Consider the following 13,501-nt stretch of genomic DNA (forward strand, 5'->3'; position numbering starts at 1 on the left):
ACATAAATAAAATAACTTTAAACAATTTTATCTTTTAATATTTTTAAACTTAAAAATTTCATTAAAAATGCTATATTTATTTTAAATACATACATAAGAGCGAATATTATACGAATCATACATAAAAACCCTTGAAATTCTAAATGATATTGTTTATAATAATAGAAAATAAAATAACAGAGAAAAATAGAAAAAAATATGATTGATTTTAATTTAAAAGATATTAGAGAAAAAATTTTGAAGCTAACACAAAGTCAATTTGCTAAAATGTTAGGTGTGCGTCAGGATTATATTTCAAGATTGGAAAGAAATGCAAATAATATAACTCTTGACCTTTTGGATAAGCTTGCAGAAAATACCGGACTTACTATTGATGAACTTACAAAATATAAAAAGAATTCTTTTGAAAGTGAAAATCCATATCTTTATGAGAATCTTATTAATGTACAAGTCATCATAGATAAACTCAATGAAGAAATAAGTGCGACAGATAAAAAGAATAATGAAAAAATATCTGAACTGACTTCTGATATTTATAATAAAATCAGTGAAACTTTTGATATTGTTGTTTATGGAAGATACAGTTCCGGAAAAACTTCATTTATAAATGCAATATTTGATAAGAATATTGACACGAATCCTTATTCTGAAGAAACAAATAACGATGAATATTATTTGAATGATGATTCCAAACTGTTTAGAATTATTGAGTACAAGGAAAATCTTCTTAATACTAGAATATACAATAATCAAAATATGTTTATTTATTTATGTGATATAAATGCTTTCTCTCAGGAAGATATCACAAATATAAATGCTTTAGCAAATTTTATAGATGATTTCAGCAATATATCTATAATATTCTCCAAAGCTAATATATTTGATGAAAATGAATTAGACAGTGTTATTGATAAAAAATTTCAAGTATTAAAAAACTTCATAGAATCTTCTAATAATATAAAGAAAATAGATTATTCTCTGCTAAGAAAAAGATTTTTCCCATTTTCAATTAATAACACTAACTTAGTTAAGCAGATTAAAGATGACTTTGCTGAAAATATAAAATATGCTTACTATAACAAAATATTAACAAATATTAATTTCATTACAGAAATAATAGACAATAAAAATGATTTCCAAGAAAATGATAAATTAGAAGTTAATTTAAATAAAATAAAAATATCAGTTAAAGAATCATTTAATGAAATATATAGAAACACTCTTAATATAGACAGTATAATTCAATCTATTGATGATAATAATGTATATAGAAAAAAAGATGATATAAAAGTATTATGCAACAGTATAAACTTAAATCTTGATACACAATTATACAATATGCTTGCTCTTACAAAAGAAGATTTTGAAAGCAAAGAGCCGAACAAAATAAAAACAAATTTAATAAATACTTCTATAGGAATTTTATCTTCATTTGAATTATTAAAAAACAGTTCAATGAAAATAATAAATATTATAGGTGTATCTCTATCATTTCTTCCTAGTGTAGTATTTATATTATCAGGATTTATGTCTTTCTCAGGAAATTGGAAAAAAACACTTTCTAAAAAAGTTATTAAAGCTTATGAGAAAGAAAATGTAGTATCTAAATATAATAAAACTATAGATGAATATTTTAATAATTATTTGACAAATCTAAAAGAAATAGATACTAAAACAAAAGAAACTCTGAAATATCAAGAAGATGTTAAAATGTATAAAAATATAAAATCTATATTGAACAATTTTGCTTCTTATATAGAAACAGAAAAAAATAAAAAGTAGATAAAAACAATATAAAATAAAAAAGGGCAGGTATTATTTTAATACTTGCTCTTTTTTATTATATTAAATTTTTCGTATTGAACTTTTATTAGACTTGTTTCAAAACTACCTGACAATATTAATTATAAAAATTATTTAATTTAAAAATGACAGAGATGATGTTTTACATGTTGTACAAATTATAATTTTAATATATAAATATACAGTCCTTTTGCTTCTCGCCGTAGGCGTACTTCGTATGGGTCACTACCGAGTAGGTGCCTAGGCGGCAAAAGAAGTGGGGGTGTGGCACGACTGTGTGCTTCGCAGGGCTAGTCCCCACAAATTATAAATAAAATTACTTTTGAAACAAGTCTATTATATATTAAAACTATTTAGCTATTAGTATTCTCATTGCTGTAAACAGTCCAGCTGCTGTCTGGAAGCTGATAATATGAGTTATCTATAAGTTTCTGTACATTTCTTCTATAAAGAGCAGTTTCAACCTCTTTTATATTAGCCATACTTAGTTTAGGATCTGATAATATTAAATATTCGGCTATAGTTCTTCTATCGGTATTTTCTTTTTCCATTATTTCTTTTATATATTTTATTCTCTCTTCACTGTATGAGGTCTTTGGTTTGGATACATCAAATGCTATATATGATAAATATCCGCCGTTATTTTCACCTATATAATAATTAGTTTTATATAAATTTATTTCATCTTGATTGAACATGCTTCTTATTAAAGCTTCTTTATATCCCTGAGATAATTCATCAGAAACATTCGTACTTACCATTATAAGATTTAAATCCTCCTCACTAGAAAGAGTAGATATTTGATATGCACTTTCATCTATCTGCCTGTATCTTCCCAAAACCTGAGCTTCTATTAAAGTTTTTCCTCCAAGCACTCTCATCTCAGGTTCCTGTACCACTATAAGTTTTGAACAGCTTGTAATAAATATCATAACAATTAAAACAAATATCATATTATACAATTTCATAAAACGAATATCTCCTCCATTTTCTATATTATTATTAATTTCCACCCTCTAAATATGATATAACATCAGAGAAAGGCATAGGTTCAAGTCCGAATTTATCGCCTTCAAATGCTATAAGCTGCTGCTTCTGCTGATTAGGCTTATCTAAGTTTTGATCTCTAAAATAGAATGTAGTAAACACTTTATTTGCAGATATACTAAACTCCACTGAATTAGGATCATAACCGAATTGTACTATATTTTCAACTGTAGATATACCGGGGTTAATAGGTCTTATCATCTCTATTAAGAATTTAGAAAACTCTGTAGACATTTTACTTATACCTACAAAAAATGTTGTAGGTTTAATATTATTTAAAGGACTTACCCCAACTCCGGCGATATCGGCTGTAAGATTAACCAATAATTTTTCATCATTAATTTTTTCTCTGTTTTCAGGAGCAAGCAAATATTTAAAGTTTATATCACTAGCTAAAACACGCATATCATATTTAATAGTACTTGTATTAAAGCTGCCCAAATCTACATTAAGCCAAGGCAAATGTATAGCTCCCCTTCTTGGTGCTGTATTATTTGATATTGAAGTTAAAAACAAATTATCATCAAATTTTTCACCGCCTATATATAAAGATGATTTCAAATCCTGTATAGTAAGTCCATGTCCCTGAACTTTAACATAAGAAGAAAAATCTCTTATTCTAATGCTGTCATCTATAAACGGAGGTATTTTTAAATATACTCTTAACTGCTCAAAAAATACATTTGGAATCTGCTCTATAAGAGGAGTGTATCTAGTTGCTGTTGCAGCTACCTCATTATCTGTAGGAGTCAAATCAAAATGATAATCTATATTCGAAGTTAATCCTTTTAATACTATCGACATTTTATCGGGTGAATCCATATTAGCAAAGAATCCATCTGTTTTAAAAATACCATCTGCTATATTATTTTTCAAATTACCATTAACATTGAATAACCCTCCTATTTCAATACCAAAAGGAAGGTATAAACTTTCAGTATCTAAACCAACATTATAATTTAAATTAGCATTTTTTATAACAGGTGTGAAGTATCCGTCAAGATGCACTAATAATTTATTAGCCGGACTTTGTAAATTAAATTGCCTAATATTAGCATATAGATTATCTCCAAAACTAACATCGGTATCTATTTTCATAGTAACATCTTGAAGCTTATATTGTTTTTCTGTTACATAAAATGTACTGAAATTTGTAACTGTTGCAAATTTATCCTCTAATGACAAATCATATCCCAAAGCACTAGTCATTTTTATATCATCTTCAAAAGGAAGACTGTCAAGAATCTCAGCAAATTTAGTAGACAGCCAATTTTTCATAGCATAAGGAGCTATTCTAAAAGTTGATATATTAACAAAACCTCTTTTTAATCCTAAACCTTCTAAATCAATATTAGATCTAAAATTAAGAAAATTATCCAAATCTAAATTAAGCTCTGAAACCTTAACATTCTGACTAATCAAATCAGCATTAGCAAGAACATTAAGTTTAGCTGTAGCAGTAGAAGAAACTTCACCGCTTAAATTATAAGAGAAATTTCTAATGATACCGTTTACTGTAGTATTTATATCATTTATCATGTCTCCAAAAACATGAACATCTAAATTAAGAGAACCTCTTGCAAGCCCTCCTGAAAAATTAGCAATAGGCAATGATGTTACACTTATATTCAAATCTGTAGGCTCATCAAACTTCACAGCCCCATTAACCTTTATATCAGAATTAATATATTTTGAAGATATATTATCAATATAAAGAATCGTATCGCTTTTCTTACTAGGATCATTAATAGCAGGTACAATTCCTAATGCCCCATTTAAAGATGATAAAAGCCTTAATGATATATCTGTGTTATTTAATCTATACAATTTCAATGCTGTTACTCTATCGATAGTAGTATTATGCTCCAATTTTATATCTTCATTTGAAATGTTATTAGGATTTAAAGTAAAATTTAATTTTGTTTTTGAATTAAGATTATTTACAACTATGGTGTCTCCCATAGAAAAATTTATTTTATCTAATACAAGATTTATTGTATTAGTTAAATTATTTATAGTACCAATGCTTTTATCAGCATCAACATTAACCATACCGCTCATACTAATACCTAAAGAAGGTACGAACATAGATGCTAAACTATTTACCTTATCTAAATTAAGTCTTGCATATAAAGTATCTAAATTAACGCCTATATTTCCGCTGAATATTTGATTGGCAGATGCTATAACTTTTAATATCTCATCATTTAAAAGCTCTGAAGATAAATTCTCTATAGATACACTCTGATTTCTTATATTATATCTAGCAAGAAAATGTGCTGCAAACTGCATATCATCTCGTTTTTTGCCATTGTAGCTGAAATTAGGATCATCTATCTCAAAATCGAATGTTATTATTATTTCATCTTTATTTTCTGTACCATTTTCATTCTTAGGATAGGATATATCTAAATTAAATAAAGGATTATCATTAAAGAAAATACTACTGTCATTATAAGCCAAACTATTACTTATAAAACTTTTTAAATAAATATCTTTTAAAGCCTCCGGAGCAGATATTCCCATTACTTGAGACAATGAAAACCTTTTTGTATGCAAATCTAAATGAAGATTATAATTACTTAAACTTGCTATAAGTCCATTATTAGGTACATTAGTTAAAAATGATTTACTGTCTGCTTTAAATGCTAAATTATTTATTCTGATGTTTTCTACATCAGCTTTTAATTTTAAAAAATCAAGTTTGCTGAAATCGAAAGGCTCTTTATTTGTATCTTCCACTTTAGGTTCAGATGGAGGCATATCCGGTAAATTCCAATTTCCGCTTTCATCTGTAAACATATAGACATATAAATTATCTATAGTTAAATCCTGAACATGAAGCTTTAAAAAGAATAAAGAAAAAAGAGAAAATTTTAATCTAAAATTATCTATCTTTATATTTTCTTCATTATTAAAATTAGCTGAATTATAAAGAATAACATTGCTCATCTCTATTTTTGGAAATAATAATCCGTATTTGAAATCCCCTATTTCCAATTTTCTATCAGTAGCAGAGTATACTATATTTTCAATAAGATTTTTCACTCTTTCATTATTAAAATATATTCTAGCTCCTGCAATACCTATAATAATCAAAAAAAGAAGTATTAGAGGTATATATCTCTTTTTGAATCTTCTTTTTTTCTGATTATTTTCTTGTTCTGATGATGTCTCAGTTTTTTCTTTTTTATTAAAAAATTTCTTCATAATAAACTTCTATAACAATATATTTTACCTGTTTATAAAACAATTTTACACTTATAAAGATAGTATATTATAAAATATACTCTTTATCAATAGCAAATAAATATTTAAAAGCCATTATCATAATATGTACTATCTTCATAATATGTATTATCCTGACTATTATCATAATAATAATCATCATTATACCTGTATATATCTTCATTGGTATTTTCAGCATCATTGGTTTCTTCTTCATTACTGTAATAATAATATTCAGAATTATAATCTTCCGGTCTTATAATTATAATATTATTAGTATTATTGAAATTACTTTCCAAATTTTCTTCAAACTGCTCTTCAGGAATATTATTATCATTTAAATAATTATTACTATAATTATAATAATCTGTTTCATAGGTATTTGTATTATTATAGAAATCATATCCGTAATTATAATCACCGCTTATCTCATTTGATATGCTCATATTAAATTCATAGTTTCTAGCCTTTGAAATTCCTTTCTTCCAGCCTTCTTTAGTCAAATCTCTTTCGAATATAAGATAATACCTTCCCTGAGATAAACTTATCTCATACTCATCATCTGTCTGCGGCATAGTAACAATTTTACCCAATGTATCATTAGAAATACTTATATTAATAGCCTGAGAATCTATCAGAAAATAAGAAAGTTTAACACTTGACTTAATAGGTATGCTGAAGCTGTAATAATCTCTGTCATAAGAATAATCTATAGCGCCTTTGTATGTTTGATTAAACTCTATAGTCTGAGCCTCTGAATATTTATTATTAGGTTCATGTTCTGTGTATTTATCATAAGGCTTGGCTATAATACTTACTCTGTATGGTATATTATTAACAGCATTAGTAGAAGCCAATATAAAATAATATGACATATAAGGATATAGTATGAGTTTATCAACTACTTCTCCATCTCCTACATTATTAATATCCTTCATAGTTATCCAATTTCCTTTCTGATCATATAATCTTATGCTCGCATCTATTGCAGGAACTCCTGAAAGTTCTATAGAAATGGAATAAGTATTAAAAGAGCTATTAGTTATTTTATAGGCATCTACTTCCATATTTTTCAAATCACCTGTTTTTAAAGTCGGATTATATACTTGACCATAGTATCCTTCTATTGTATAGAGTCTGTTATCGCTATTAACATCTATAATCTGAGATGCAGAAATTTTATCATTAGGCTCTTTCTCATCACTTTCTTTATAATCTCTTTTTTTAATGATAAACATGTAATCAAGATTTTCTTTTACAGTATCTTTAGGAGCTATTGATATATAATACTTATTTTCTTCTGTATTATTTTGAGAAGTTTCAAAATATATATTCTTCATAACTTGAGTAGTATATATCATTTCTTCTTCTTTTTTATTTTGATTATTATTGCTTATTACTGTTTCATTAGTATCAATATCATTTTTAATAGAATTTGTATCAGTATATGGTATTTCATCAGGTTCATTTATTACTTTTATAATATTAGTATTATAATCATATATAGTCATTATAACTGGAGAATATGTAGAATTTGAAACATAAAAATCTATAATGCTTGCCTTTCCATCAAAAGTAAAATAATAATAATCTGTATTATCGCCTTCCAGCTGTCCTATTATACCATCTTTATTAATTTCCTGAGCGGTTTCAAAAGTATTATTGCCTCCAGATTTCTTTTCCAATTTATATTGAGAAGAACTGCAGGATAATAAAATCATCATATTAATAATTAATACAAAACCAATTTTATTCATTTTATCTCCACTTATAAAAACAATATATATAAAAATTATACATCATTCTATAATAAAAAGATACTTAATATTTTTATATATTGAAAAAAATATTAATAGAAGCTATTGACATTTTTTTTATATATGTTATTATTGTTTTACGTTTTCAAATTAATATGGGTAGGTGGCCGAGCAGTCAATGGCAGCAGACTGTAAATCTGCCGACGTGAGTCTACGGGGGTGCGAATCCCTCCCTGCCCACATTCTTTTTACGAATATTTATCTTAAAATGAGGTGTTGCTTTGGCTATAGAATTTAATAATGAATACATATCTATAGTTATGGAAGCTAACCTATCCACTTCCGAGGAAATAAAATCTTTTATAGAAGATTCTAATGAAGCATGCAATATAAGAATGCCTGTAGTAGTATTAGATATGAAGAATGTTAAAGAAATTAACAGTGCCGGTATATCTAAAATACTTAAACTTTATAAAAATCTTCAGTCTCTAAAAGTTAAATTATTTATGACCAATTTAGATGAATCCATAAAACCTACTATAAAAAGTTTAATGATGTTTAGTTTAATAAAATATTTTGATGACCCTAAAGATTTCATTATATAATATAATTATTTAAAAAATACTTAATGAAATTATATATAAAATTTTATAATTTATTAATTACGAAAATAATGTTTTATAGATTATTATTTTAATATATAAATATACAGTCTGTAGCATATATGTTCTATACTGCTTATCTAATACATGCCTGCACACTATTCGCTATGGGACTTATTTGTCATGATTCAATACCTAGTACTTCTTAGGTACAAACAGAAAGCCATAGTTCTATAGGGAACCACCGAGTAAATACTTATTGAGAAAAATAAGCGAGGTTTTACTATATTGGTACACTTACTAGTACGACTGTGTAATTCACAATTCTAGTTACCTCAATCATAAATAAAATTAGTTTTTAAACAAGTCTATTTATAAATATTATGCAATAATAATAAAAATTAAATATATACTTTTTAGCAATTTTGATATAAAATAAACCGCATTAAAAATAAGAGGATATAAAAATGGAACTTTTAGCACCTGCTGGAAATAAAGAAAAATTAGAAGTAGCGTATCATTACGGAGCTGATGCTGCATATATAGGAGGAGCCTTATTTAATTTAAGGCATCAAAGCAAAAATACAACTATAGATGAACTTGCTGAATGTGCACAGTTAGCTAAAAAATTAAATAAAAAAATATATTTAACTTTAAATGCTTTTTTGCATGAATATGATAAAAATAACTTAAAAGCATATTTAAAAGAAATACAGAATTTAAATATAGATGCATTTATAGTATCTGATTTAGGAGTATTAGGTATAGTTAAAGAAACAATACCGGAAGCTAATATTCATATAAGCACTCAGGCTTCTGTTACAAATAGTTATTCTTGTAAAATGTATGAAAGTTTAGGGGCTAGCAGAATAATATTAGCTAGAGAACTTTCTTTAGATGAGATAAAAGAGATTAGGGCTAATACCGATTTAGAATTAGAAAGTTTTGTTCATGGGGCTGTATGCATGTCATATTCCGGAAGATGTTTATTATCAAATTTCTTAAATAATAGAGATGCCAACGGCGGAGAATGCTCTCAGGTTTGCAGATGGAATTTCAAAACATATATAGAAGAAAAAACAAGACCCGGAGAGTTTATGGAAATTGAAGAAGGAGAAAATCATTCTACAATATTAAGCAGCAAAGATTTACAAATGGCTGAATATCTGCATTTACTACAGAAAGCAGGTATTGATTCTATAAAAATAGAAGGCAGAATGAAAAGCGTATATTATGTAGCTAATACAGTCAGAGTTTATAGAATGTTATTAGATCTTCTTGAAAGAATCGGTTATGATTCATATCCTGAGGCTATAAAAAAAGAACCTATTGCCAGCTATTTGAAAGAGCTTGAAACTATAAGCAGAAGAGAAAGCGACACAGGATTCTATTTCGGAAGGGATAATATAAAACCTACTCTCAAAGGGTATCTCAAAGGCAGAAGACTTATGGGTATGATTGCTGATGATAGTGAGGAATATGCAAAAATTACTGTGTATAACACTATAAAAAAAGGAGATGATTTAATATATATAGGCAGGGATTTCATAAAACATAATGATAATAGATTTAAACTATTTATAAAAACAGAAGAAAATGAATTTGTAGAGACAGATAGTATTAGAAATATAGATAATGCCTATATTAAATCAGGAGTACATGATTTCAAAAAATACGACATTATCACTATAGAAGAAGATTAATAAGAAGATTAAATTATGATACTAGGTGTTGACTTCGGAAGAAAAAAAACAGGTACTGCTTTTATGGATATGGATATAAAAATTCCTTTTCCATGCAGGCTCATAAAAGAAAGCAATGCTAGAAAAGTAAAACGGGCATTGATGGATATAATAGAAGAAAAAAATATTGATACTGTTGTTTTTGGTCTGCCTTTATCCGATGAAGGAAAAGAAAGTGAATGGTGTTCAGAAATAAGAAGATTTTCTGAGTTTCTTTTAAAAAGTGTGAAAGTTGATATTGTATTTGTTGATGAATACGGTACTTCAAAAGAGGCAGATTTTATATTAAGAGGAAAAAAGAAAAAAGTTAAAGATAAAGCTAATGATTTAATTGCTGCTGCTTTAATATTAGAAAATTATTTGAATGTTCTTAATATGAATAATAAAAATCAATAATATAACTATTTACTATTTTTATATTAAGTAGTTATATATATTAACAAAAATATAAAAGGTAATAAAAATATGAATAATAATATAACTAAAAAATATATAACATTATCATCTATAATCGCAGTTTTAATAATAATATTAATTGCTGTAACATTTATGAAAAACAGAGGATATTCACTGCCCAAATTAAAACAAATAAACTCAAATATATCTGAAATAACTATAAAAAGAGGGGCAAATGAAACTATATCTATAAAATACAATGATAATAAATGGACTGTAAATGATAAATATAATGCTGATAATAATTTGATAAATACAATTACTAATGCTTTGAGCAGCATACAGCCTATAGAAATAGTTTCAAGGGGAGATGATAACAGCATTTCAAAATATAAATTAACAGATGAAGAAGCATTAACAGTTTCAGCATTAGACAGTTCATCGAAAGAAGTAAGAAATATAAAATTCGGCATGAAATCCGCTTTCGGAAATAGCGTATATGCCAAAATAAATAATGACAATAATATATATCTTCTTGGAAATACTTCTTCAAATCCTAAAGATATATTCGATAAAACAGAAAATGACCTTATAAACAAAACTATATCTCAAGTGCGAAATGATGATATAGAACAGATAACTATAGAATACAATAATAATTCATATACATTGGCAAAAAACACTAATGACACTAATAATACTTGGATAAAAAATTGGAATAATAATACTGTAAAAGCAAATGATGTTTATACAAGCATATTTACTTTGGCAAATTTAAATGCTGACGGTTTAATAACTAATGCTGATACAAGTAAAAACTTACCATTATATAAAATCAATATACAGGCTTTGAATGGTAATGTATCTTATGAAGTATTAAATAAACTCGATGACAATAATTATGAAATAGTAAGCCATAATGATAATAATAGATACTATATGACAGAAAGTTCATTTAATACATTTATAGAAGCAGTAAATTATATAATTAATTGATTATAATATAATTGAAAATAATAAAAATAATAAAATAATAAGGGGCTTTAATAAGCTCCTTTTTTATATAGAAAATAAAAATCACATAGTGAAAGATTCGCCCAAATAAACTTTACGGGCTAATGGATTATTGATTATTTCATCTGGAGTGCCTTTTACCAATATTTGTCCGTTACCCATTATATACGCCCTGTCAGTAATTCTTAAAGTTTCTCGTACATTGTGATCGGTAATCAGTATTCCTAATCCCTTTTCTTTTAAAGAAGCTATGATGTTCTGTATATCTATAACGGCAATAGGGTCAACTCCGGCAAAAGGTTCATCTAATAATATGAATTTAGGATTAACAGTCAAAGCTCTTGCTATTTCGCATCTTCTTCTCTCACCGCCTGAAAGAGTATATCCGTTCTGTTTTCTTACATGAGTAATATTAAACTCTTCCAGAAGCATATCTGTTATATCCATTCTATCCTTAGCAGACAATGCTTTGTTATATTCTAATATGCTAAGCAGATTGTCCTCAACAGACATCTTACGAAAAATAGAAGCCTCCTGAGGTAAATATCCTATTCCTAAAGTGGCTCTTTCATGCATATGGAGTTTTGTAATATCAAGATCATTGAGATATACATTTCCTGCAGTTGCTGTAACGAATCCTACAGTAATATAGAAACTAGTAGTCTTTCCAGCCCCATTAGGTCCTAAAAGCCCTACAACCTCACCCTGCTTCACATTATAAGAAATATCGCCTATTATCTTACGCTTTCCATAATATTTAGTGAGATTAACAGCACGAATCTCATAGGGGTTTGATTTATCATAATTAAAAAAATTATCAGCAGTTATAGGAGCAGAGGGCATATTATTTGTATTATCTTTTTTTTGAAAATATTAAGAAATTTACTAAACATATACCCTCTCTTTATTATTATTATTAATTATTATTGTACATTTATATCGAGTCCGCTTGAATGCTTTTCAGTATTCAAAGTATTCATAGCCTTATCAAATGTATAAAGGTTTCTGCCTTCTAGATTACCGCCGCCGAGCATTTTAATTTTTGCCATAATATCATGGAACAATTCTTCTTCTTCAAGCTGTTCTTGTATAAACCAATCTAAGAACCTAGATGTAATATAATCTTTATTCTCCATAGCTTTTCCGAGTAATTCATTTATGCATGAAGTGATATATTCTTCATGTTTTAATACAGTTTCAAATAAATGCTCTACAGAATTAAATTCGCTTTGAGGAGCATGCATATCACTAATAACAGCTTGTCCGCCCACTTTATTGATGAAATCTCTAAATTTCTCAAAATGCTCTAATTCTTCTTTATAGTGTCCGTATAGGAAGCTGCTGCATCCTTTCAAACTTTTCTTATCGCACCAACCTGCCATATTAAAATAAAAACTAGCAGAATATAATTCTTTATTTAACTGCACATTTAACAATTTAATAATATCCTCTTTTATTATGGACATAATAAACTCCTTTTTAATATTTTATAACCTTCAAGTATTCTATAATATGTTTTAAAATTATCAAGAAAAAAATATAATATTCTTTATAATTTCACAAGCCTACGAGCCGTTACCGCACACCAAGCAGCACGGTATCGCCTAACTTTTAAGATAGCACAATGTAAGTGCGGCATCGTACCTTTCATTATACAGCAAAATATTAAAATAAAAAGATATAACATTCTATAATGCAAACATATAAATAAAAAGTAATCCCTAAATAATATAATAGTGAGCCGAAACCGTATTACAGCTTTAGATGGAATACATTTATAGGTTTCGGCGAACATAACAATAATAAAATTATTTTTTATTTACTTTTTTACTAAAAAGTAAATAGCCTTTTTTGGTTCTTTTTTGGTCTAAGCAAAAAAGAACGAAGAAAAAAGATTTTATATACTAAAAAG

The 13,501-nt window shown here is 26.9% G+C and carries 9 protein-coding genes, 1 tRNA gene and 1 pseudogene; 6 read left to right on the top strand and 5 right to left on the bottom strand.

Features of this window, described 5'->3' with window-relative positions; genetic code table 11:
• Positions 1 to 198: 198 nt before the first annotated feature.
• The gene (locus tag A966_RS12525; RefSeq protein WP_008726183.1) at positions 199 to 1,782 is read left to right on the top strand and encodes a helix-turn-helix domain-containing protein; all 1,584 of its coding nucleotides are present in this window, start codon (positions 199 to 201) and stop codon (positions 1,780 to 1,782) included.
• Positions 1,783 to 2,156: 374 nt separating this feature from the next.
• Here A966_RS12525 and A966_RS12530 read toward each other — a convergent pair whose 3' ends face one another.
• From A966_RS12530 to A966_RS12540, 3 genes are all read right to left on the bottom strand, one after another.
• On the bottom strand, positions 2,157 to 2,771 hold the full coding sequence (locus A966_RS12530; protein ID WP_008726185.1) for a hypothetical protein: 615 nt from the start codon (positions 2,769 to 2,771) through the stop codon (positions 2,157 to 2,159).
• A gap of 34 nt (positions 2,772 to 2,805) precedes the next feature.
• Entirely contained in the window at positions 2,806 to 6,060 is a 3,255-nt protein-coding gene (locus A966_RS12535; protein ID WP_008726187.1) for an AsmA family protein, read from the bottom strand.
• A 104-nt stretch (positions 6,061 to 6,164) separates the two neighbouring features.
• Positions 6,165 to 7,835 (bottom strand): hypothetical protein, encoded by a 1,671-nt coding sequence (locus A966_RS12540; protein WP_008726190.1) that lies wholly within the window; start codon positions 7,833 to 7,835, stop codon positions 6,165 to 6,167.
• Positions 7,836 to 7,992: 157 nt separating this feature from the next.
• Between A966_RS12540 and A966_RS12545 the strand changes: the two genes are divergently transcribed.
• The 5 genes from A966_RS12545 to A966_RS12565 all read left to right on the top strand — a co-directional run bounded on the left by A966_RS12545 (position 7,993) and on the right by A966_RS12565 (position 11,571).
• Positions 7,993 to 8,075, top strand: a tRNA-Tyr gene (locus tag A966_RS12545).
• A gap of 41 nt (positions 8,076 to 8,116) precedes the next feature.
• Positions 8,117 to 8,440, top strand: coding sequence for an STAS domain-containing protein (locus tag A966_RS12550; protein WP_008726192.1), 324 nt, complete (start codon positions 8,117 to 8,119; stop codon positions 8,438 to 8,440).
• Positions 8,441 to 8,904: 464 nt separating this feature from the next.
• Entirely contained in the window at positions 8,905 to 10,140 is a 1,236-nt protein-coding gene (locus A966_RS12555) for a peptidase U32 family protein (RefSeq protein WP_008726194.1), read from the top strand.
• A 15-nt stretch (positions 10,141 to 10,155) separates the two neighbouring features.
• Positions 10,156 to 10,575 (top strand): Holliday junction resolvase RuvX, encoded by a 420-nt coding sequence (gene ruvX / locus A966_RS12560; RefSeq protein WP_008726196.1) that lies wholly within the window; start codon positions 10,156 to 10,158, stop codon positions 10,573 to 10,575.
• Positions 10,576 to 10,644: 69 nt separating this feature from the next.
• Positions 10,645 to 11,571 carry a DUF4340 domain-containing protein gene (locus A966_RS12565; RefSeq protein WP_008726198.1) on the top strand — a complete coding sequence of 309 codons (927 nt, stop codon included), beginning with the start codon at positions 10,645 to 10,647 and terminating at the stop codon, positions 11,569 to 11,571.
• An 81-nt stretch (positions 11,572 to 11,652) separates the two neighbouring features.
• On the opposite strand, the pseudogene lptB reads toward A966_RS12565, so the two are convergent.
• Positions 11,653 to 12,482: pseudogene (lptB, locus tag A966_RS12570) on the bottom strand (LPS export ABC transporter ATP-binding protein).
• Positions 12,483 to 12,512: 30 nt separating this feature from the next.
• Positions 12,513 to 13,055 (bottom strand): ferritin, encoded by a 543-nt coding sequence (locus A966_RS12575; RefSeq protein WP_008726202.1) that lies wholly within the window; start codon positions 13,053 to 13,055, stop codon positions 12,513 to 12,515.
• Positions 13,056 to 13,501 lie beyond the last annotated feature (446 nt).

It is taken from the genome of Brachyspira hampsonii 30446, assembly GCF_000316195.1.
Lineage (GTDB): Bacteria > Spirochaetota > Brachyspiria > Brachyspirales > Brachyspiraceae > Brachyspira > Brachyspira hampsonii_C.

Excerpts from the sequence above, each read along its gene's own strand:
- A966_RS12575 (WP_008726202.1), bottom strand. The coding sequence starts at position 13,055 with ATGTCCATAATAAAAGAGGATATTATTAAATTGTTAAATGTGCAGTTA.
- A966_RS12530 (WP_008726185.1), bottom strand. The coding sequence starts at position 2,771 with ATGAAATTGTATAATATGATATTTGTTTTAATTGTTATGATATTTATT.
- A966_RS12525 (WP_008726183.1), top strand. The coding sequence starts at position 199 with ATGATTGATTTTAATTTAAAAGATATTAGAGAAAAAATTTTGAAGCTA.
- A966_RS12565 (WP_008726198.1), top strand. The coding sequence starts at position 10,645 with ATGAATAATAATATAACTAAAAAATATATAACATTATCATCTATAATC.
- A966_RS12555 (WP_008726194.1), top strand. The coding sequence starts at position 8,905 with ATGGAACTTTTAGCACCTGCTGGAAATAAAGAAAAATTAGAAGTAGCG.
- A966_RS12540 (WP_008726190.1), bottom strand. The coding sequence starts at position 7,835 with ATGAATAAAATTGGTTTTGTATTAATTATTAATATGATGATTTTATTA.
- A966_RS12535 (WP_008726187.1), bottom strand. The coding sequence starts at position 6,060 with ATGAAGAAATTTTTTAATAAAAAAGAAAAAACTGAGACATCATCAGAA.
- ruvX (WP_008726196.1), top strand. The coding sequence starts at position 10,156 with ATGATACTAGGTGTTGACTTCGGAAGAAAAAAAACAGGTACTGCTTTT.